Here is a 19,936-nt window from a genome sequence, read left to right as displayed (position 1 = left end):
GGCGTGTGGCGGCTTGGCGCGGCGGTCGGGTGGTGGCGTGCGGTGGCCTGGTGCGGCGGGTGGTGGATGGGTTCGCGGGCGCCGCACCAGGGTGGGCTGGCTCTAGCGGTCGGTCTCGCGGATGGCGGTGCCGACCTCGCCAACGCGGTCGGCCAGGAGGCCGAGGGCGCCCACGGCCCGGGCCATCGGGTCGTCGTCGGTGCCGCCCAGGGCCTTGGCCTTGAGGTAGGCGGTCTTGATCTCCGCCCAGCGCCCGGCCTGGGCCGGGGTGAGGCGGCCGCGCAGTTCGGCCAGCTTGAGCAGGTTGGCCTCGGCGTCCGTGGTCAGGGTCTGGGCCTCCCCCAGGTAGTGGTCGTCGATCACCGCTTCCAGCTCGGCGTCGTTCATGGCGGGGACGATGCGCTCGGCCAGCTTGTTCATGTTGCGGTACGAGCCCTGCAGCCGGTACGGGGGCTCGGTGCGGGCCGCGTCGGACTGGGCGGCCGAGGCGATGTAGGCCTGGTTGTTGGCCAGCACGACCTCCTGGACCCGTACGAGCTTGGCCAGCACGCTGAGGATCTGATCCAGCTCCGGCTTGCTGTACGGGTGACGGAGCTGGTCGGGCTGGACGGTCGTGTCGCCCTTGGCGAGCCGTACGAGGAGCTCGACGTCCGCGCGGTCGCGGCCGGAGAGCGGCGCGAGGACCGGGTTGGAGGTCAGCGCGTTGTCCACGTAGCTCAGCGCGAACAGGTCGTCCTTGCCCGACAGGACGTCGCCCAGGTTCCAGACGTCGGCGCGGTTGGCCAGCATGTCGGGGATGCGGAAACGCTGTCCGGACTCGGTGTACGGGTTGCCCGCCATGCACACCGCGAACCGCTTGCCGCGCAGGTCGTACGTACGGGTGCGGCCGTTCCACACGCCCTCGATGCGCCGCTGGGCGTCACAGAGCGAGATGAACTTCTGCAGCAGTTCCGGCGAGGTGTGCTGGATGTCGTCGAGGTAGAGCAGCGTGTTGTTGCCCGTCTCCAGCGCGAACGAGATCTTCTCCACCTCCTGCCTGGCCGTCGCGTCGGGCGCGTCCGCCGGGTCCAGCGAGGTCACTCCGTGGCCCAGGGCGGGACCGTTCACCTTGACGAACACCAGGCCCAGGCGGCTGGCCACGTACTCCATCAGGGTCGTCTTGCCGTAGCCCGGCGGCGAGATGAGCAGCAGGAGGCCCATCTGGTCGGTACGCTTGCCCGCGCCCGCCGCGCCGAGCTGCTTGGCCAGGTTGTCGCCGATCAGCGGCAGGTACACCTCGTCGAGCAGGCGGTTGCGTACGAAGGCGCTCATGACCTTGGGCTTGTACTCGTCCAGGCGCAGGCGCCGGCGCTCGGCCTCGACCAGCTCGCTCCTGCGCCGCTGGTAGGCCCGGTACGCCGGGACGCGCTCCTGGCGGAAGTGGCGTGTCCTGGTCAGGAGCTCGTCCAGGCGGATGTCGAGTTTGCGGTCCTTGATGCGGGGGTGGGTGCCCAGGAGGCCGTCCACGGTTTCCTGGGTGGCGGCGCTGGAGTCGTGGCGGGGGACGTCGCACAGCTGCACCGCGATGGCCTCCGCCACCTCGGGGCCCTGGTGGTAGGCGGCCATCCAGGCGTGGGCCAGCTGCAGGCGCTCGGGGAGCGGGACGCTCTTGAGCTCGTCCTCGAACTCCCGCAGCTTGGCGGGGCCCAGGGTCTGGCGGAAACCGTCGAGGAGGTCGCGCGCCGCCTTGCTGGTCACGAACCCGAACGGGCTGCTACCCAGCTCCTCGACGAGATACTCCCCCGCCAGCCCGGCCCCCATGCTGGTGTCGCCCGCTGCCAATGCGCCCAGCGGGTTCGGGCGGAGTGCGCCGAGGAAGCCCGCGATCGACGTCCCCAGCTCGACCGCCAGCGAGTCCAGGGCAGGCGTGGGGCCGAAGACGGTGCGGGCGCGGAGGAGCGACACGGCGCGCGTGGTGAATGTTTTACGTGAAACCTCGTCCACCCCGAAGGCCCAGAACAGCTGCGCCGCCGCCCGCACCTCGGCCGGGTACCGCAGCAACCCCGCCCCCGACCGCAGCCGTACCAGCACGTCCAGGATGGCGACGGCGTCGTGGTCGTGGACTCCGCGCTCGTACCCCTCGTCATAGCGCGACTCCACCGCCTGCCGCACCGCGTCCTCAACAGCGGCCCCGGGGGGCAGGGAGTCCAGGAGCGAGGCGGCCAGGTGCTCGCCCCGGTACACCTCGGGCGTCTCCGACACCAGTAGCTGGTCCCAGAAGGGCCGGGTGTCGGCGAAGGAGGCGGGCACCGGCGAGCGGTAGTCGGTCCCGGTGATCGCGAAGTACATGGACTGGTCGTGCGGCACCAGCGTCAGGTCGATGGGCTGGGTGTTGACGGCGAAGCGGTGGCGGCCGAGCCGGAGCGTCTCTCCGCCGTCGGAGAAGAGGTCGAGGCGGTCCCGGAGGGCCCGGCCGGCCTCCTGCTGGGCGGACTTGACGCGCCCGTCCAGCTCCTCGGCCCGTACGGCGTCCCCGAGCGAGCGCAGCTCCACGGCGGCCGAGCGGACCTTGGCCACCATCGGGTCGGTGGCGAAGTACGTGTTGACCTCGTCCATGGAGCCGAGCGCGCCGAGGCGGCGCGTGATGCTGCCCAGGATGCGTTCGGCGGAGGCGAAGACGCGGTCGGCGCGCCGGGCGAGGTCGTCGAGCTGGGTCTGCTTGCGGGCCGAGAACGCCTCGTAGACGTCCTCCCGCTTGGCCGACAGCTGCGCCGCGAAGTCGTCGAACTCGCCGAAGCGCGACTCCAGGGTCTCCAGCTGCAGCATCAGCCGCCCGAGCTGCTCGTCGCACTTGGCGGGGGAGTCCGCCATGGCCAGCGCGCCCGTGATGGCCTGGCCGAGCAGGGCGAACTCGGCGGCGAACGCGGCCCGCCCCTCCGCCCCGAGCAGCTCGCGCCGGCGCCCGTCCAGGATGGCGCGCGCCCGGTTCACCCCGCCGAGGACCTCGGCGATCCGGCCCAGGATGGAGGTGCGTACGGTCGCGTCGGCGATGTCCAGCGAGCCGACGACCTCGGTCACCACCTCCAAGCCCTCCGCCTGCGCGGCCAGCCGGTCCGCCACGGGGGCGGCCTCCGCGACCGTGCCGATCGCGGCCGCCGCGCCGGCGAGCTCCTCGACGGCCGCGTGGTAGGCGGTGAACGCGTCCGAGCCCTGCAGGAAGTCGACCGCCCGCCTGCCGACGGAGGCGAGCTCCTCCGTCACGGAGGAGGACAGCGCGTCCAGGCCGGCCAGGTCGATGTAGCGCGTCTCGCGCAACGTCACCAGGCGCCCCTGGGCCCGCCGCAGCGTGGCCAGCGTGTCGACCCAGGCGTCCGCGGTGAGCGGGCTGTCCGCCCGCGCCTCGCGTACCAGGTGGGTGGTCTCCTCGGAGGCGGCGGCGAGCGCCTCGGTGGCCTGGCGGGTGAGCTGCTCGACGTTCTCGTACTCGTCCAGCACCTGCTCGGCCGTGGCCCGCACGTCGGCGAGCGGCCCGCTCAGGCCGTGCTCCTCCAGCCAGTGGTAGGAGTCGAACGTCCGCGTGCAGGCCGCGATCAGCCCCTCGAACGTCCCCGCGGACGCCGCCATCTCCTCGACCATCCGCGAGACGGACAGGCAGTCGGAGATGCCGCGCACCAGCTCCGCGTTGCCGATGCGCTCCAGCGGCCCCGTCCCGGCGGGCTGGGCGGCGGCGTACGTGTCGGAGACGTACGGCGTCTGCCAGACCTGCATCGGGTGCACCCGCGTGGGCTCGTCGGAGGTCGCGCGGAAGACCACCATCGTGCCGTCGTCGAACAGCGAGTAGCCGTGGCAGACGATGGGGTTGGCGACCTCCTTCCTGATCACGTTGTACGGCAGCAGCAGCGAGCGCCCGTCGCCCCTGGCGTGGAAGACGTACAGGACGTCCTCGCCGTTGGGCGAGCGGACCACCCGCTCGAACTCCAGATCCGTCACGTCCGTGTCGAACGTCTTGCTGGTCCCGGTCGCCAGGTAGTAGCCGCCGGGGAAGATCAGCCCCTGGTCCTCGGGCAGGCGCTGGCACGCCTGGCCGAGGCCGTCGAGCCTGATGACGGCCTTGGTGCGGGTGTTGAAGACCAGGTGGCGCCACTCGGTCTCCTTGTACGGCCTGATCCGCATGAGGATGAGCGGCCCCACCCTGGCGTACTCGACGTCGGCGTCGGCCAGGCTCTGCAGCTGTTCGGTGACCGGCTCGGCGTAGATGCCGGCGCCGGTCTCCGTGTTGTTCTCGATCTTGATGGTCAGGTCGCCGCCGACCGTCTCGACGAACACCTCGCCCTCGATCGAGATGTGCGGGTGCCGTCCGAGCACGTGGTCGTCGCGCGTGGTCGGCGTCCACTCGAAGTCGTGGGACGGGGGGAAGGTGTGGTCACGCTCCCCCCGGTTGTCCAGATATTTCGGGACTCCGCCGTTGTCGACCGTCCACCGCAGCACCCGCAGGTCCGCCGGCCCCGTCTGGAACACCGCCAGCAGCTTGCCCTCGACCCGCCGCAGCTGCTGCAGCCTGGTCTCCTTGTAGTACCGGTACAGCTCGGCGAAGTCCTTCTTGAACGCCGGATCGTCCAGCGTCTCCAGCTTGTCGGCGTCGAACCGGAACGCGTCACCGTCCCTGGAGAACCGGTGCACCGCGAACACGTCCGCCACCGCCGTCTCCGGCTTGAGCCCGATGAAGACGTTGTAGCCGAAGAGCATCACGTCGCCCAGGGAGACGATGTTCCTGGGGACGCAGTTGTTCTCCGTGCGGATCCGCTCGGTGCCCAGCAGGCGCAGCTCCGCGCCCCCGAACACCTTCAGCCGCGCCCCGTTGAGCGCCTCGGCCGCCGCCGTCAGGATCTTGGCCTGGGCCTGGAGCCTGTTCCTGAGGACCTCGTAAGTCCCCGCCTCAAGCTCGGTCACCGAGCGGCCCCGGCGAGCGCCGCCACGGGGGAGTCGGCCACGCCGAGCCTGCGGGCCGTCTCCAGCAGCTCGCCGAGCGCCGTCGACTGCGGGCCGCCGTCCTGGATGAGCCGCATGAGGAGGGCGGAGACGGTCAGGTTCTTGATGTCCTCGCTGCGCACGCCGCCGATCACGTTCGCCAGGTCGGCCGCCAGGCTGGCCGAGCCGTTCACGTACGGCGAGACCAGCGCGCCCGCGACCTGCGAGTGGTCCACGAACCCGTCGACCACCTTGCCGGCGGTGATGGACCCGACCACCTTGTCGAAGAACATCGTGTCGCCGCCGACGATGTCGATGTTCGCCTTGGCCAGACCGGCGGCCAGCACGCTGGCCTGCGACTCCGCCACCTGCCGCGACACGTCGATGTGCTTGAGCCTGATCTCCTTGTCGGCCTCCAGGCGCAGGCGGTACTCCTCGTGCGCCCTGCTGGCCTCGTCCAGCGCCGCCATCGCGGCCGCCTTCTGCGTGAGACCCTCGGCCTCGGCCTTGAGCTTCTCGCCCACCGCGGCCGCCCCGGCCAGCGCCATCGCCTGCTCACCCGCGGCCTGCGCCTTGAGCCGGTCGCCCTCGACCAGCGCCATGGACCTGGCGCCCTCGGCCTCGGCGGCCAGCCGCTCCTTCAGCACCAGCGCCTCCGCGCGGCCGACCTTCTCGATGGCCTCGGCGTCGCGCTCCTTGACCTGCACCTGCGCCAGCCCGGCCGCGGCCGACTCGGCCTGGATGCCCTCGGCCAGCCGGATCTTGGCCCTGGTCTCCAGCTCCGCGGCCTGCTGCCTGGCCTCGGCGAGCACCAGCTCCTCGCGGGCCCTGAACTTGGACGCGGCCTCCGCGGCCTCGGCCGCCTTGATGTCCTTGACCAGGTTCTCCTGGGCCTCGGCCTCGGCGGCGATGATCACGGTCTGGCGGGTGCGCTCGGCCTCCTCGACCACGCGCAGCCGCTTGATGCTCTCCTCCTGCTCGGCCACGGTCTTGTCGACCGCGATGCGCTCGCGGATGACCTCGGCGATGGTCCGCTTCTCGGTCTCGACCTCTTTGTCCTTGGCGATGCGCGACAGCTCGGTCTCCCGCTCGCGGGCGATGACCTCCAGCACGCGGTCCTTCTCGATCCGCTCGGACTCGATCGCGATCACGCGCTCGCGGTTCTTCTCGGCGACCGCGATCTCGCGGGCGCGGTTCTCGTTCTGCACGCCGAGCTGCTCGTCGGCCTTGATGTTCGCGCTCTGGGCGCGCAGCCGCTCCTCGGCCTGCACGCGGGCGATCTCCGCCTCCTCGCGGGCCTTGACGGTCTCGATCTCCCGCCGCTGCTTGAGCTCGGCGTCGGCCTGGCGGCGCTGCAGCTCCAGGATGGCCTCGCGGGCGTCGACGTTCTGGCGGGTGATCTCCTTCTCCTCGTTGCGCTGGAACTCGTTCGTCCGCACGTGCTCGATCGCCGTCAGCTCGGTGATCTTGCGGATGCCCTGCGCGTCGAGGATGTTGCTCTTGTCGAGCTGCATGAGCGAGGTCTGCTCGAGGTAGTCGATGGCGGCGTCCTCGAGGCTGTAGCCGTTCAGGTCCGTGCCGATGAGCCGGACGATCTGGTCCCTGAACTCGTCGCGCTTGGTGTAGAGGTCCACGAAGTCGAGCTGCTTGCCGGCCGTCTTGAGCGCCTCGGAGAACTTCGCGCTGAACAGCTCCTGCAGCGTCGACTCGTCACTGGCGCGGACGGTGCCGATGGCCTGGGCGACCTTGATGACGTCCTCGGCGGTCTTGTTCACGCGGACGAAGAACGTGATCTTGATGTCGGCCCTGATGTTGTCCCGGCAGATCAGCCCTTCCCGGCCGGTCCGCTCGATCTCGATGGTCTTGACCGAGATGTCCATCGTCTCGGCCTTGTGGACGACCGGTAAGACGACGGCGCCGGTGAACGTCACGTCCACTTTGTTGACCTTGGAGATGATCAGTGCTTTGCCCTGCTCCACCTTGCGGAAAAGGCGGCCGATGACGACGAGCAGGCCAATCACGATGACCAGGATGACGGCGAGAAATACGCCGAAGCCGGTGGAGATGACGTCCATCAGTGCTCACTTTCGTAGGGCATGACCCAGAAGAATTCGCCGTCTTTGTCGTATTCGAAGATGAGTGCGTTGTCGCCGCGGGCGAGGCGGTCCTCGCCGGTCGTGCGTACCTGCACGACCGCGGACGAGCCGTCGGCGGCGGTGACCTCGGCCTGGCCGAAGTCGGAGGTGGCCGCGCCGGTGCGGATCACGCACATCTGGCCGACGAAGTCGCCACGCGAATGCCGGTCCCCCGGGGGGAACAGCCTGCGCAGCGGACCCAGCAGGCCACGGATGGCCAGCCAGGCCCCGACCGGTGCGGCGAAGGGGACGGCGATCAGCAGGCCGCCACTCGCCACCACGCTGCCTATGAGGCAGAGCAACCAGGCCAGGGCAATCAACAGCGAAAGCACGATGCCGGCCGGGACTCCCCCGAGGCCCAGCCAGGCGGCGTCATCTTCCAGTTCGAACAGCCCGGTGATCACGGTCAGCCAATAACCGATGACCACCACGAGAAGGAAAGTGAAAATGACAGTCGGAAAGCTCAGTACGGTGTCTAAGAACTCAGTCATCCCGCCTCGTGTGCCCATCCCCCGTTGACGTCCTGACGGACTATATACAGATAAAGCGCGACTAAAGCGAGAAGTTCCCGAAAAGTCTGGCGAGTTTCCCCGACTTGACCTCCACTTAGGTTGAGGTTGCAGGCTGGAGCTCATGACTGACGTGATGAGAGCCGCGGCCTTCGCCGAACCCGGTGGCCCGGAGGTCCTGAAGGTGATGGAGCTGCCCGCGCCCCAGGCGGGCCCCGGCGAGGTCCGGGTACGGGTGCATGCGGCCGGCGTGCAGCCGTTCGACACCGCCGTACGGGCGGGGTGGCTGCCGCCGTACATGGGCCCCAAGCCCTTCCCGCGCATTCCCGGCAACGAGTTCGCGGGCGTGGTGGACCAGGTGGGCGACGGCGTGAGCGGGGTCTCCGTCGGGGACGAGGTGCTCGGGTTCTCGGCGCTGCACGCCTACGCCGAGTACATCGTGGTGCCGGGGACGGACGTGGCGCCCAAGCCCGCGCAGGTGCCGTGGGAGGTGGCCGGCGGGCTGACCTCGGGCGTGCAGACCGCCGAGCTGGCGATCGACGGGATCGGCCTGGCGGAGGGCGAGACGCTGCTCGTCCACGGCGCGGCCGGGTCCGTGGGCACGGCGGCCGTGCAGATCGCCCGGCGGCGCGGGGCCACCGTGATCGGAACGGCCCGTGAGGCCAACCACGACTACCTGCGCGACCTCGGCGCCGTCCCGGTGGCCTACGGCGACGGGCTCGCCGACCGGGTACGCGCCCTCGCCCCCAACGGCGTGGACGCCGCGCTCGACGGGGCCGGAGGCCACGCGCTGGAGGTCTCGATCGAGCTGGTCAAGGACCGCGCCCGGATCGTCACGCTGGTCGAGCACGGCAAGGCGGCCGAGCTGGGTGTCCGGGTGGTGCAGGGGCAGCGCTCCGCCGAGCGGCTCGGGCGCTACGCCCGCCTGTACGCCGAGGGCGCCTTCACGTTCTCGGTACGCAGGACGTACCCGCTGGAGGAAGCGGCGCAGGCGCACCGGGAGATCGAGACCGGCCACGGCCAGGGCAAGATCGTCCTTCAGATCCGCTGACGTACGGCCTCGGCGACGGCCAGGCCGATCTCGTCGAGCTCGGTCTCCTCGTTCTTGACGTCCCACAGGGCGTTCTGCAGCACCCGACCGAGCGTCCACCCGGCGGCCCGCCGGGGGTCGAGGCCGAGCCGGTCCACCATGAGGTCGAAGCGGCGCAGCACGCCCCGCGTCACGTCGCCGGTCGCGACCACGGCGTCCCAGCGGTTGTGCAGGGCGGGCAGCAGGTCGAACCCCGGGTCGCCCGCCAGCGGCTTGGGGTCGATGCTGAGCCACGGCTCCCGGTCGGCGGCCAGCACGTTGTCGTAGTGCAGGTCCCAGTGCAGCAGCCGGTCGCCCGGCTCGGAGACGAGCTCGCCGACGGCGCCCGCGCAGTAGCGCATCCAGCGGCGGTCGCTCTCGCGCGGCAGCTTCGCCACGGCCCGGTCCACGTCCTCCAGCATGGCCCGGGCGATGTCGCCCAACCGGCGCATCCCCTCGGGCGCCCGGTAGGACACCAGGCGGGCCAGGAGGTCCGCGAGGATGCCCAGGGCCTTCAGGTCGTCCGGCATGGCGGACAGGGGCCGGTCGGCCTCCAGCCGTTCGAGCAGCAGGGTGCCGGTGTCGGGGTCGGAGTCGAGCAGCAGCACCGACGCGTCACCGGCCCAGGTGCGCAGGCCGGGAGCCTCGGTGGCGTTCTCGTCGGTGACGGGCTGGAGCTTGAGCGCCGCCTTCGTCCCGTCCTCGCGTAAGACGGGCAGCACGAGGGACACCACCCCGTGCCTGGGCTCCCCGTCCAGCCGCAGCGCCCACTCCTCCAGGTAACGCTCGGCCAGCGCGGGGAGCGCCGCGGACCAGGCGCGACCGGCCTCCCCGTCCCATTTCACGTGCGACTCGGTCAACGCCGCCGGCACCCTGATCGTCATGGCCCCAGTCTGCCCGGAAGCGCCGGCTCAGAAGTGCCAGGGGTACGGCGACCAGTCGGGCTCGCGCTTCTGCAGGAACGAGTCGCGCCCCTCGGCCGCCTCGTCCGTCATGTACGCCAGCCGCGTCGCCTCGCCGGCGAACACCTGCTGCCCGACGAGCCCGTCGTCGATCGCGTTGAAGGCGAACTTGAGCATCCGCTGCGCCGTCGGCGACTTGCCGTTGATCTTGCGGCCCCACTCCAGGGCCGTACGCTCCAGCTCCTCGTGCGGGACGACGGCGTTGACCATGCCCATGCGGTGCGCGTCGGCCGCCGTGTAGGTGTCGCCGAGGAAGAAGATCTCGCGGGCGAACTTCTGGCCGACCTGCCGCGCGAGATAGGCCGAGCCGAAACCGCCGTCGAAGCTGGCCACGTCGGCGTCGGTCTGCTTGAAGCGGGCGTGCTCGGCGCTGGCGAGTGTGAGATCCGCCACGACGTGCAGGCTGTGGCCGCCGCCCGCGGCCCAGCCGGGCACCACGCAGATCACGATCTTGGGCATGAACCGGATGAGCCGCTGCACCTCCAGGATGTGCAGCCGCCCGGTGGCCGCCGTGCCGTCGGCGTACTGGTAGCCGTCCTTGCCCCTGATGCGCTGGTCGCCGCCCGAGCAGAAGGCCCACCCGCCGTCCTTGGGCGAGGGGCCGTTGCCGGTGAGCAGCACGCAGCCGACGTCGGTGGTCTGCCTGGCGTGGTCGAGCGCGCGGTAGAGCTCGTCCACGGTCTGCGGGCGGAAGGCGTTGCGCACCTCGGGGCGGTCGAACGCGATCCGCACCGTGCCCTGGTCGACTGCCCGGTGGTAGGTGATGTCGGTGAAGTCGAATCCCTCGACCGCCTGCCACGCCTTGGGATCGAACAGCTCGGAGACCATGCGCCAGAGCCTAACCGATCTGACCTTCGGCCCATTCGGCCCACTCCTGCTGGGCCCTGCCCAGGCGCAGGCCGTATTCGAGGCTGATCCGGCCGTACACCGAGAGGTTGTCGTCGCGGTTCTCAAGGAACCCGCGGATGCCCTCCAGGTGCTCCACGTGCTTGCGGACGTGCTCGGCCTGGTGGCGCAGGTAGCCGCGGGCCTGCTCGGGCGCGACCTGGGCCAGGAAGAACACGCGGAGCAGCATGTCGCTGCGCAGGACCCTGGTCGGCTCGACCTCGGTGATCCAGTGACGCAGCTCGGCCAGGCCCGCCTCGGTGATCGCGTACTCCTTGCGGCCGCGCGGGCCCTCGGCCGACACGTCCACGAGACCCGCGTCGGCCAGTTTGCCCAGCTCCGCGTAGAGCTGGCTCTGCGTGGCGGGCCACACGTTCGACAGCGAGATGTCGAACATCTTCATCAGGTCGTATCCGCTCGCGGGTCCCTCGGAGAGCAGTCCCAGCACGGCGTGTCGAAGGCTCATATTCCTATATTGACATATCAGCGCAGGAGGTTCTAGCTTCGACATGTCACTTTAGGAATGTGAAAGGACACCCCACCATGCGCGGTCTGCTCGGCTTCCTGCCCTGGATCGTCTACGCGGTCATCGCCACCGGCGACGAGTGGCGCTGGGGCGCCATCACCGGGCTCGTCATCGCCCTCGGCCTCGTCGTCATCGACCGCAGGGCGGGCAGGGCCTGGGACGAGATGGTGATCGAGAGCAGCGCGGCGCTGTTCTTCGCCTGCCTCACGGCGCTGTCGCTGGTGGCCCCGCACTCGCCGCTCACTCCGTACGGCCCCGCGCTGGTCAACGTCTGGCTGGCGGGCACCGCCTGGGGCTCGCTGGCCATCCGCAAGCCCTTCACGCTCGGCATCGCGCGCACGATGGCGCCGAAGGAGGTCTGGGAGACCCCGCGCTTCCACCGCGTCAACGCGGTCATCACCACGGTCTGGGCGGCGGCCTTCACCGTCGCCGCGGTCTCCCTGACGCTCGTGCTGTCCCTCTCACCTCACGCGACGACGCTCGTCATCGCCATCAAGGTGCTCACCTTCGTTCTGCCCGCCGTCTTCACGGCCTGGTACCCCAAGCGCGTGCGGACGGCGCTGGCTAAGTGACCTCCGCTCGCAGCTCCGCGAGCAGCTCGCCCTGGTCGGCGAGCATGTCGGTGAGAATCCTGCGGGCAGCCCCGAGCAGGTCGGCCAGCTCGGGTGTGGCCAGCGTGTAGACGACGGTGCTGCCCTCGCGAATCGCGCTCACGATCCCCGCTCTGCGCAGGACGGCGAGCTGCTGGGAGAGGCTCGAGGCCTCGATGTCGATCTGGGCCAGCAGATCCCGGACGGGAAGCGGCCCTTCCTGGAGTAGCTCCAACACTCGGATGCGAGCGGGGTGGCCGAGCGTTCTGAAGAAGTCGGCCTTGGCCTGGTGGACCTCCACGTGCATATAGCCCAGACTAATCCAGCGCAGTTGCATAATTCTTCAAGTCGTAACGTTGTTGGCTAGGATGACAGCGGGGACTAGGGAGTAGCCATGGGCCGAGGAAGAGCCAAGGCGAAGCAGACGAAGGTCGCTCGCCAGCTGAAGTACACCAACCACAACATCGACTATGACCGGCTTCGCGAGGAGTTGGGAGCCGATGCGCGCCGCGAGGAGATCTACCCGCCTACGGGGTCCGAGCAGGAGTCCGAGCGCGCGCAGTGACGCGGGTCAGGTTCGCGGGTGCGAGCGTGACGTTCTTCAGCCGCCTGGCCTCCGGCGCCTGATCGGGTGCCGTGAGCTCCAGGCGGTGCAGTACCTCGCGGATGATGACGCGCATCTCCAGCAGCGCCAGCTGCGCGCCGACGCAGAAGCGCCGCCCGCCGCCGAACGGCATCCAGGCCCTGCTCTGGGGCCCGTCGAGGAAGCGCTCCGGGCGGAACTCGTCGGGTTCGGGGAAGGCGGCGGGGTCGTGGTGCACGAGCGGGATGAACGGTCCCGCGTACCATCCGGCGGGGATCTCGTACTCGCCCAGCCGTAGCGGGGCGTCGAGCATTCTCGGCGCCTCGTAGACCACCGGCCTGACCCGCAGCACCTCCTTGACCACCGCGTCGAGGTAGGCCTCGTCGTCGGGGAGCCGGTCGAGGATCTCGGGCATGCGCAGGAGCCGTTCGAAGGCCCAGGCGAGGCCGGTGGCGGTGGTCTCGTGCCCGGCGAGGAGCATGGTGATCAGCTCGTCGCGGATCTCGTGGTCGCCCAGCTCGGTGTCCAGCAGGCGGCCGAGCACGTCGGTGCCTCCTGGCGCGGCCCGGCGGCGGCGGATCTCGTCGAACAGGATCGCGTCCACCTCGGCGCTCACCCGTACGAACCGGGGATAGGGCCCGAACGGGATCCGGCGGAACCTCTCCGGAAGCATGGGGATCAGCGGGGACCCGCCGGTCTCGATCAGCTCGGGCAGCAGCGCGCGTAGCCGGCTGACGCGCCCGGCGTCGTGGATGCCGAAGATCAGCCGGATGATGATCTCCAGCGTGATGTCCTGCATGCGGTCGCGCAGCGCGAAAGGCCTGCCCAGCGGCCAGGTCGCGATCCTCTCCGCCGCTATGGCCGCGATGTCGTCGCGGTAGCCGGCGACCTGCTTGGCGCGCAGCGGCGGGTTGAGCAGCTTGCGGTGCCGCCACCACGGGTCGCCGTCGAGCGTGAGGACGGAGTGCTCGCCCACCATGTGCGCGAGGAACTCGCGCCGGGCCTCGCCCGCGCGCCCGCCGCCGTGGTCGGTCCGGAAGACCTGCTCGGCCAGCTCCCCGGTGGTCACGTAGACCTCCGGCGGGAGGCCGGTGAAGCGGACCGTGAAGATCGGCCCGTACTTGCGCCGGAGCCTGGTGAGCATGCCGGGCGCGTCCCGGATGAACCACGCCGTCTGCACCGCCGAGGGAAGTCTCGGCCCGGGAGGAATCATGTCCGACCTCTTCATTTCGTGTACGTACGTATGTCATAGACGCTTGTATATATCTGTAGCATGGATCACGTGGCACGAACAGAGGCCGGTGGATACCGGGAGAGACTGCTGGCAGGAGCGGTGAGCTGCCTGCAGGAGAAGGGCTATGCCCGTACGACGGCCCGGGACCTGGTCGCCGCCTCGGGCACCAACCTGGCCTCCATCGGCTACCACTTCGGCGGCAAGGACGCGCTGCTGAACGAGGCCCTCGCCGAGTTCTTCGACCAGTGGATCGCCCAGGTCGAGCGGGCGATGTTCAGCTCGCAGCCGGGCAGCGCGCGGGAGATGCTGGAGCGCGCCATGACGGAGTTGGTCGACAGATTCGAGGAGCTGCGGCCGCAGCTCGTGGTCTTCGTCGAGGGCTACCCGGCGGCGCTGCGCGAGGCCGCGCTGCGGGAACGGCTGGCCGAGTCGTACGCCCGCTGCCGCCGGGCGGGCGCCGACATGGTGCGCCGGGCCGTCGCCCAGTTCGGCATCGAGCTGCCGGTGGCGCCCGAGGTCCTCGTGTCGGTGCTGGTGGCCATCACCGACGGGCTGCTGCTGCAGTGGCTGCTCGACCCGGCCGCCACGCCCGACGCCCGGCAGGTCGTCGACTCCCTCGCCGCTCTCTCGTCGCTCATCGCGTAGCAAGCCTCTGACCTGGGGAGGAATGTGACCGGCGGGGTCTGGTGGGTCCCTTTCGGTGACGAGGTGATCAAGACATGCGTGTGGCAATCGTGGGTTCTGGAAGACTCGGCGTGCCTCTTGGCCGCCTGCTCTCGACGGGCGGACACGAGGTGTTCTTCAGCGACGCCGACCCCAGCCGCGTGGCAGCGGCCACGGCGGCGACCGCCGGGCGGGCCCGGGGCGGCACGCCGAGCGAGGCCGTGCGGTTCGGCGAGGTCATCGTGCTGGCGGTGGGCTGGGAGGCGTTCCGCGCCGTGTCGGCGGAGCTCGGAGACGCCCTCTCCGGCAAGATCGTCGTCGACCCCAGCAACCCGATCGCCGAACGGGACGGCCTGGCCGTGGTGGTCGCCGTCCCCGGCGGGCTCACCAGCCCGCAGTACCAGCAGCGCGTGCTCGGGGAGGAGGTCCGGCTGGTGCGGACGTTCAACACGAAGTACTCGAAGGAACTGCTGACGCTGGGGACGGTGGGGCAGCGGGGCGGGGCGCGGGCCGACATGCCTTACTGGGGGGACGACGACGCGGCCAAGAAGGAGGTGGTGCCGCTGATCGAGGACGCCGGCTTCACCGCCATCGACGGCGGAGGCCTCTCCGAAGCCCGCTGACCGCGGCCGCCTCCCGGCCACCCGCGAACCCGCCCACGGCGTCCTGGCCACCCGCGAACCCGCCCCCGTTCCGGCCTGCCACACCGCGCACCCACGCCACCACCGCGCCCCGCCGCCGCCGCACTGCCCGCCGCACCCGCAGTGGGCGCTCGTCTTTGGCGCGCCGCGTCGGCGGGGTACGGCGGGGGTCAGGTGGCGCAGGTGTCGTGGGTGGCGTCGAAGCCCTTGATGGACTCCGTGTCGTCCGCGCGCAACGGCTTCAGCCCCGTCCAGTCCGAGCCGATCACCAGCACCAGCCGATTCGTCTGCGCCCCCGCCACCTTCCGCAGCGCAGAGGTCTGGAGGTCGTTGGTGAGGGTGGGGACGCGGGTCTCGCCGTTGGGGCCGTACAGGAGGGTGGTCTTGGCCTGCGGCTTGCGGGCCGAGTCGCCGATCTTGGTGATGTGGTAGCCGCGCTGCTCCAAGGCGGCGGCCACCTGGGTGCCGAGGCCGCTGCGCCAGGTGCCGTTGCGGAGCTCGATCTGGATCTTGGTCCGGCCCACCTTGGCCTGGCCGCCCTTGACGCCCTGGACGCTCTGGTCCTTGGCCACGATCTGGAACAGGTGGCCGGCCTGCGGCTGCACCCACTCGACCCGGCCGGGCTGGGTGAGGGAGTAGTGCCAGGGGGTGGTGATGAAGCGGATCTGCCCCGCGTTCAGGCCCTGGAGGCTGGTGGCGAGGTCCTTCATGACGCCGAAGTTCAGGCCGCGGTCGGTGGTCACCGCCTTGGTGCCGGCGTCGAGGATGCCCAGCAGCTTGGCGGGGTCGGTGAGCGTCTCGCCGCTCATGACCTTCTTGACCATCGACGCGATGAACATCTGCTGCCGCTGGATGCGCCCGATGTCCGAGCCGTCGCCCATGCTGTAGCGGGCGCGTACGTAGCCGAGCGCCTGCTCGCCGGTGAGCGTCTGCCGCCCGGCGGGCAGGTGGAGCAGGGCCTTCTTGTCGTTCACCGGCTCGGGCAGGCAGATCTCGACGCCGCCGATGGCGTTGACCATGCTCTTGAAGCCGGTGAAGTCGACCTTCACGAAGTGGTCGATGCGGATGTGGGTGAGCGTCTCGATCGTCTTCCAGGTGCAGGCGATGCCGCCGGAGTTGAACGACTCGTTGATCATGCCCAGGTGCGGCCGCTGGCCGGGCAGGCCGCCGGTGGCGCGGCAGGCGGGGAGCTGGACGAGCGAGTCGCGCGGGAAGCTGACGACCATCGCGTTGTCGCGCTTGGACGACACGTGCACGAGCATGATCGTGTCGGTGCGCTCGCCCGCGATATGGTGCCCGTACTTGGCGTTCTTGCCGTCGCGCTGGTCCGATCCGACGACCAGGACGTTCATGGCGGTGCCCGCGACCTTGGGCGGCCGGGTGGCGCCGAGGTCGTCGGCGGTGACGTCGATGTGCTTGACGTTGCCGGTCAGCTTCGCGTAGACGCCGACCGCGACGCCCGCGACCAGGAGGACCACGGTCACGGCGACCGCGATCGTCCAGCGCAGCCAGCGGCGGCGCCGCCGGGGTGGCGCGCTCGGTTCGGACGGGGGCGCGTCGACTAGCCCGCTGCTCACGTGACTCCAGAGGGACGGGGCCGCGGGCCGCCGCCCATGGCCAAGAGCCTCGCCGTACAGATCTCGGCCGGTTGAACGTGCCCGAGTGTACTCAGTCGGGCCCGTTCATGCGGAACGATCTGTCCCCAACGTCGTCAGTCGGGCAGGTTGACGCGCAGCGACACCGTGCCGCGCAGGTCGAGCCAGGCCGTGCCCGGGCCGCGTACCAGCCGGAGGATCACCTCCTCGCAGCCGGGGCACCGGGCCACCAGCCCGGGGTCGGGGCCGTACACGCGCAGCGAGGCGACCGGGCCCGCGAGGCCGCAGCTCGCGCAGCGGCCGGTGGCGGCGGTGACGTCCACGGCGAAGATCTCGCCGAGCGGGCCCGCCAGCGCGTTGCCGTCGAGGTGCTCTGCGGTCATGTCAGCTCCCCCTGTCCGGAACTTCCGAAACGTTCGGTACGGATGCGCTCGGGCGCGTGCCCCAGCGCGAGCAGCAGGTCGGCCGCCGCCTCCACGAACCCCGTCGGCCCGCACACGTAGCAGTCGGGCTCGAAGGTCGCGGGCCAGCCGCCCTCGGCCAGGTCGTCCAGCATGATCCGCCCCGGCGGGCGGGACGTGCCGGACGGCGCGGACCTGGTGTAGAGGTAGGAGATGTCGAGCCCCGGGTCGGGGCTGCGCAGCTCCTCGGCGTAGTAGCGGCGGTCCGGGTCGCGCAGCGAGTAGAGCAGGCGGAACGGCACCCGGCTGCCCGCCTGCCGGCGCGTCCTGATCATCGCCATCAGCGGCACGATCCCCGACCCGCCGGCCACCAGCACGACCGGCGCCTTGCTCTCCGGCCGCCAGACGAACCAGCCGCCCACCGGGCCGCGCAGCTCGACCTGGTCGCCGACCTCGATGACCTGGGTCAGGTACGGCGACACCTCGCCGTCCGGGACGGTCTCCACGGTCAGATCGACGAGGTCGCCGTCGGCGGGGCCGGCCAGCGAGTAGCTGCGCTGCGCGGTGTAGCCGTCCTCGGCCGTCAGCCGCACGTCCACGTGCTGCCCCGCCAGGTGCCCCGGCCATTCGGGCACCCGGAACCGCAGCGTGCGCGCGGTCGCGGTCTCGGTGACGATCTCGGCGAGCTCGGCCGCCCGCCAGGCCAGGCGGCGCACCTCAGTCGCCCTCGTAGCGCTGCTCGCGCCACGGGTCGCCGTAGTTGTGGTAGCCGGCGGTCTCCCAGAAGCCGGGCCAGTCCTCGTTGAGCAGCCGGATGCCGCGTACCCACTTGGCCGACTTCCAGAAGTACAGGTGCGGCACGATCAGCCGGGCCGGGCCGCCGTGCCGGGGCTCCAGCTCCTCGCCGTCGAAGCGGTGCACGATCCACGCCTTGCCGTCGAGGAGGTCCTCGAGCGGAAGGTTCGTGGTGTAGCCGCCGTACGAGTAGACGAGCGCGTATTCGGCGGCGGTCTCGACGTCCTCGAAGAGCACGTCGAGCGAGACGCCCTCCCAGGTGGTGTCCAGCTTGGTCCACTTGGTCACGCAGTGGATGTCGACCGTGGGAGTCTCACTGGGCAGTGCCATGAACTCCTGCCACGACCAGCGGTGGGTCTGCTCCGCCTCGGTGTCGATGGCGAACTCCCACCGATCCAGCGGCACCCGCGGCGTCGGCCCTGCCGACAGCACGGGGAAGTCGTCGACCAGGTACTGCCCGGGTGGCAGCCGGTCGCCGTCCGGCCGGTGCCGTCCGCGGAAACCGCGCGAAATGATGTTCACGCCTCATTTCATCACGCGATCAGCCCCGACGCGGCGCCACCAGGCCCGACTCGTACGCGAAGACCACGAGCTGCGCCCGATCGCGTGCCCGCAGCTTGGTCATCGCCCTGCTGACGTGCGTCTTCGCGGTGGTCGGGCTGATCACCATGTGGGCGGCGATCTCGTCGTTGGACATGCCGCGGGCGACCAGCGCCGTCACCTCGCGCTCGCGGTTGGTCAGCACGTCCAGGCCCTGCGGCTCCGGCTCGGGGCGGCGGGCCACGTACTCGCCGATGAGGCGGCGGGTGATGGCGGGGGACAGCAGCGCGTCGCCGCGGGCCGCGACCCGGACGCCCTGCAGCAGGTCGGCGGGCTCGGTGTCCTTGACCAGGAACCCACTCGCACCCGCCCGGAGCGCGTTGAAGACGTACTCGTCGAGGCCGTAGTTGGTGAGGATCACGACGTGGACCTCGCTCAGCCGCTCGTCGGCCGCGATGCGCCGGGTCGCCTCGATGCCGTCCATGACCGGCATCTGGACGTCGACGAGCGCCACGTCGGGCAGGTGTTCGAGGGCGAGGGCGAGGGCCTGCTCGCCGTTGGCGGCCTCGGCCACGACCTCGATGTCGTCCTCGGCCTCCAGCAGGGCGCGGAAGCCGCCGCGGATGAGTGCCTGGTCGTCCACGAGCAGCACGCGGATCACGTCGGTTCCCCCAGTGGAAGCTCTGCGCGTACGGTGAAGCCGCCCTCCGGGCGGGGCTCGGCCCGCAGCCGGCCGCCGAGCGCCGTGACCCGCTCGCGCATGCCGAGCAGGCCCACGCCGGGCACGGGCGGTGCGTCGCTGCTGGCCAGGCCGTCGTCGTCCACCTGCACGACCAGCTCGTCGCAGCCGAAGTCGACGCGTACGGACGCCGCCGCCCCGCCCGCGTGCCTGGAGACGTTGGTGAGCGCCTCCTGGACGATCCGGTACGCGGCCCGGTCCACCTCGGCGGGCAGCTCGTGCCGTACCCCCGAGATCGTGACCGTGGCGGCCAGCCCGGTCGAGCGGGCCCGCTCCACCAGGTCGTCGAGCCGGTCGAGGCGGCTGTCCTGCGCGCCGGAGCCGTCCGGGTCGCCGCAGCCGTCCGGGTCGTCGGTGTCGCGCAGCACCTCCAGCGTGGCGCGCAGCTCGCGCATGGCGTCCCCGCTGGCCTCCTGGATGGCCAGCAGCGCCCCGGGCACCTCCTCGCCGCGCTTGCGGGCCAGGTGCACGGCCACGCCCGCCTGCACCTTGATGACCGAGATGCTGTGCGTGAGCGAGTCGTGCAGCTCCCTGGCGATCCTGAGCCGCTCCTCGCCCGCGCGCCGGCGCGCGACCTCCTCGCGGGTGCGCTCGGCCTCCACGGCCCGCTGCTCGACCTGCTCCAGGTACGCCTGCCGCTGCCGGGTGACCGTCGCCGTCACCCCCGACGCCAGGAACCAGCCGAGCAGCAGCGTCGTTGCCTGGACGATGTCCTTGGGGCTCTGCCCGGTGGCGGTGGCCAGGTCGACCGCCAGGCTGACGCCCAGGAACACCGCGCTCGCCAGCGCGGGCAGCAGCCGGTGTCCGGCCCACACCGCGGCGAAGACCGCCATCATCACGGGGAAGGCGGCGGGCGGGCCCGGCTGGGCGTGCACGGAGAAGACGAGCATGCTGGCCGTGCCGACGACCAGCGGCACCAGGGGCGCGCGGCGCCAGGCGACGAGGGAGAGCGAGCCGACCAGGACGGCGGCCAGGTCCAGGACGCCCGCCTGCGGCGTGACCAGCACAGTGGCGGACAGCATCACGGCCACGACGGCGGCGAGCGCGCTGTCCACGGCGAGCGGGTGCCATCCGCGCAGAAAGGTCATTCCTGCACATTAGAGCCTTGACCAGGGCACGATC

Annotated in this window: 19 protein-coding genes; 5 read left to right on the top strand and 14 right to left on the bottom strand. The window is 70.9% G+C overall.

Going from position 1 to position 19,936, the window contains the following annotated elements; translation table 11 throughout:
- Positions 1–102: 102 nt before the first annotated feature.
- Genes HD596_RS12745 through HD596_RS12735 form a run of 3 tightly spaced genes read right to left on the bottom strand, consistent with a single transcriptional unit; the run spans position 103 to position 7,573 of the window.
- On the bottom strand, positions 103–4,929 hold the full coding sequence (locus HD596_RS12745; protein WP_185069459.1) for a DNA repair ATPase: 4,827 nt from the start codon (positions 4,927–4,929) through the stop codon (positions 103–105).
- Positions 4,926–7,022 (bottom strand): flotillin family protein, encoded by a 2,097-nt coding sequence (locus tag HD596_RS12740; RefSeq protein WP_185069458.1) that lies wholly within the window; start codon positions 7,020–7,022, stop codon positions 4,926–4,928. Before HD596_RS12740 ends, HD596_RS12745 begins: the two co-directional genes overlap by 4 nt.
- Positions 7,022–7,573, bottom strand: coding sequence for a hypothetical protein (locus HD596_RS12735; protein WP_185069457.1), 552 nt, complete (start codon positions 7,571–7,573; stop codon positions 7,022–7,024). The genes HD596_RS12740 and HD596_RS12735 overlap by 1 nt, the downstream gene beginning before the upstream one ends.
- A 142-nt stretch (positions 7,574–7,715) precedes the next feature.
- On the opposite strand from HD596_RS12735, the gene HD596_RS12730 reads away from it, so the two are divergent.
- Positions 7,716–8,642, top strand: coding sequence for an NADP-dependent oxidoreductase (locus HD596_RS12730; protein WP_246554396.1), 927 nt, complete (start codon positions 7,716–7,718; stop codon positions 8,640–8,642).
- Here the strand turns inward: HD596_RS12730 and HD596_RS12725 are convergent.
- From HD596_RS12725 to HD596_RS12715, 3 genes are read right to left on the bottom strand one after another with little or no spacing between them, the layout of a single operon-like run.
- The gene (locus HD596_RS12725) at positions 8,630–9,544 is read right to left on the bottom strand and encodes an aminoglycoside phosphotransferase family protein (protein WP_185069456.1); all 915 of its coding nucleotides are present in this window, start codon (positions 9,542–9,544) and stop codon (positions 8,630–8,632) included. The two genes, HD596_RS12730 and HD596_RS12725, sit on opposite strands and share 13 nt — an antisense overlap.
- Before the next feature lie 27 nt (positions 9,545–9,571).
- Positions 9,572–10,450: a 1,4-dihydroxy-2-naphthoyl-CoA synthase gene (locus tag HD596_RS12720; protein ID WP_185069455.1), complete on the bottom strand. Its 879-nt coding sequence runs from the start codon at positions 10,448–10,450 to the stop codon at positions 9,572–9,574.
- Positions 10,451–10,460: 10 nt separating this feature from the next.
- Positions 10,461–10,973 (bottom strand): PadR family transcriptional regulator, encoded by a 513-nt coding sequence (locus HD596_RS12715; RefSeq protein WP_185069454.1) that lies wholly within the window; start codon positions 10,971–10,973, stop codon positions 10,461–10,463.
- Positions 10,974–11,050: 77 nt separating this feature from the next.
- Between HD596_RS12715 and HD596_RS12710 the strand changes: the two genes are divergently transcribed.
- Positions 11,051–11,605, top strand: coding sequence for a hypothetical protein (locus tag HD596_RS12710; RefSeq protein WP_185069453.1), 555 nt, complete (start codon positions 11,051–11,053; stop codon positions 11,603–11,605).
- On the opposite strand, the gene HD596_RS12705 is transcribed toward HD596_RS12710, so the two are convergent.
- Positions 11,598–11,930 carry an ArsR/SmtB family transcription factor gene (locus HD596_RS12705; protein ID WP_090938046.1) on the bottom strand — a complete coding sequence of 111 codons (333 nt, stop codon included), beginning with the start codon at positions 11,928–11,930 and terminating at the stop codon, positions 11,598–11,600. The two genes, HD596_RS12710 and HD596_RS12705, sit on opposite strands and share 8 nt — an antisense overlap.
- A gap of 87 nt (positions 11,931–12,017) precedes the next feature.
- Between HD596_RS12705 and HD596_RS12700 the strand changes: the two genes are divergently transcribed.
- Positions 12,018–12,188 (top strand): DUF3073 domain-containing protein, encoded by a 171-nt coding sequence (locus tag HD596_RS12700; RefSeq protein WP_185069452.1) that lies wholly within the window; start codon positions 12,018–12,020, stop codon positions 12,186–12,188.
- Here the strand turns inward: HD596_RS12700 and HD596_RS12695 are convergent.
- Positions 12,151–13,419, bottom strand: a complete 1,269-nt coding sequence (locus tag HD596_RS12695) for a cytochrome P450 (RefSeq protein WP_185069451.1) — start codon at positions 13,417–13,419, stop codon at positions 12,151–12,153. The two genes, HD596_RS12700 and HD596_RS12695, sit on opposite strands and share 38 nt — an antisense overlap.
- Before the next feature lie 69 nt (positions 13,420–13,488).
- On the opposite strand from HD596_RS12695, the gene HD596_RS12690 reads away from it, so the two are divergent.
- On the top strand, positions 13,489–14,085 hold the full coding sequence (locus tag HD596_RS12690) for a TetR/AcrR family transcriptional regulator (RefSeq protein WP_185069450.1): 597 nt from the start codon (positions 13,489–13,491) through the stop codon (positions 14,083–14,085).
- A 74-nt stretch (positions 14,086–14,159) separates the two neighbouring features.
- Positions 14,160–14,726: an NADPH-dependent F420 reductase gene (locus tag HD596_RS12685; protein WP_185069449.1), complete on the top strand. Its 567-nt coding sequence runs from the start codon at positions 14,160–14,162 to the stop codon at positions 14,724–14,726.
- A 188-nt stretch (positions 14,727–14,914) separates the two neighbouring features.
- On the opposite strand, the gene HD596_RS12680 is transcribed toward HD596_RS12685, so the two are convergent.
- From HD596_RS12680 to HD596_RS12655, 6 genes are all read right to left on the bottom strand, one after another.
- Positions 14,915–16,321, bottom strand: coding sequence for an LCP family protein (locus HD596_RS12680; protein WP_185069448.1), 1,407 nt, complete (start codon positions 16,319–16,321; stop codon positions 14,915–14,917).
- A 134-nt stretch (positions 16,322–16,455) separates the two neighbouring features.
- Positions 16,456–16,722: a DUF6510 family protein gene (locus tag HD596_RS12675; protein ID WP_185069447.1), complete on the bottom strand. Its 267-nt coding sequence runs from the start codon at positions 16,720–16,722 to the stop codon at positions 16,456–16,458.
- Positions 16,719–17,456: a ferredoxin reductase gene (locus HD596_RS12670; protein ID WP_185069446.1), complete on the bottom strand. Its 738-nt coding sequence runs from the start codon at positions 17,454–17,456 to the stop codon at positions 16,719–16,721. Before HD596_RS12670 ends, HD596_RS12675 begins: the two co-directional genes overlap by 4 nt.
- A 1-nt stretch (position 17,457) precedes the next feature.
- Complete coding sequence (locus HD596_RS12665; RefSeq protein WP_185069445.1) at positions 17,458–18,057, bottom strand: sulfite oxidase-like oxidoreductase; 600 nt, start codon at positions 18,055–18,057, stop codon at positions 17,458–17,460.
- Between the two features lie 19 nt (positions 18,058–18,076).
- Positions 18,077–18,736 (bottom strand): response regulator, encoded by a 660-nt coding sequence (locus tag HD596_RS12660; protein WP_185069444.1) that lies wholly within the window; start codon positions 18,734–18,736, stop codon positions 18,077–18,079.
- Entirely contained in the window at positions 18,733–19,902 is a 1,170-nt protein-coding gene (locus tag HD596_RS12655; protein WP_185069443.1) for a sensor histidine kinase, read from the bottom strand. The genes HD596_RS12660 and HD596_RS12655 overlap by 4 nt, the downstream gene beginning before the upstream one ends.
- Positions 19,903–19,936 lie beyond the last annotated feature (34 nt).

It is taken from the genome of Nonomuraea jabiensis (genome assembly GCF_014204795.1).
Lineage (GTDB): Bacteria > Actinomycetota > Actinomycetes > Streptosporangiales > Streptosporangiaceae > Nonomuraea > Nonomuraea jabiensis.
The sequence above is the reverse complement of the archived record's forward strand: the minus strand, read 5'-3'. Positions and strand labels throughout refer to the sequence as shown.

Excerpts from the sequence above, each read along its gene's own strand:
- HD596_RS12740 (WP_185069458.1), bottom strand. The coding sequence starts at position 7,022 with ATGGACGTCATCTCCACCGGCTTCGGCGTATTTCTCGCCGTCATCCTG.
- HD596_RS12735 (WP_185069457.1), bottom strand. The coding sequence starts at position 7,573 with ATGACTGAGTTCTTAGACACCGTACTGAGCTTTCCGACTGTCATTTTC.
- HD596_RS12730 (WP_246554396.1), top strand. The coding sequence starts at position 7,716 with ATGACTGACGTGATGAGAGCCGCGGCCTTCGCCGAACCCGGTGGCCCG.
- HD596_RS12725 (WP_185069456.1), bottom strand. The coding sequence starts at position 9,544 with ATGACGATCAGGGTGCCGGCGGCGTTGACCGAGTCGCACGTGAAATGG.
- HD596_RS12720 (WP_185069455.1), bottom strand. The coding sequence starts at position 10,450 with ATGGTCTCCGAGCTGTTCGATCCCAAGGCGTGGCAGGCGGTCGAGGGA.
- HD596_RS12715 (WP_185069454.1), bottom strand. The coding sequence starts at position 10,973 with ATGAGCCTTCGACACGCCGTGCTGGGACTGCTCTCCGAGGGACCCGCG.
- HD596_RS12710 (WP_185069453.1), top strand. The coding sequence starts at position 11,051 with ATGCGCGGTCTGCTCGGCTTCCTGCCCTGGATCGTCTACGCGGTCATC.
- HD596_RS12705 (WP_090938046.1), bottom strand. The coding sequence starts at position 11,930 with ATGCACGTGGAGGTCCACCAGGCCAAGGCCGACTTCTTCAGAACGCTC.
- HD596_RS12700 (WP_185069452.1), top strand. The coding sequence starts at position 12,018 with ATGGGCCGAGGAAGAGCCAAGGCGAAGCAGACGAAGGTCGCTCGCCAG.
- HD596_RS12695 (WP_185069451.1), bottom strand. The coding sequence starts at position 13,419 with ATGATTCCTCCCGGGCCGAGACTTCCCTCGGCGGTGCAGACGGCGTGG.
- HD596_RS12685 (WP_185069449.1), top strand. The coding sequence starts at position 14,160 with ATGCGTGTGGCAATCGTGGGTTCTGGAAGACTCGGCGTGCCTCTTGGC.
- HD596_RS12675 (WP_185069447.1), bottom strand. The coding sequence starts at position 16,722 with ATGACCGCAGAGCACCTCGACGGCAACGCGCTGGCGGGCCCGCTCGGC.
- HD596_RS12655 (WP_185069443.1), bottom strand. The coding sequence starts at position 19,902 with ATGACCTTTCTGCGCGGATGGCACCCGCTCGCCGTGGACAGCGCGCTC.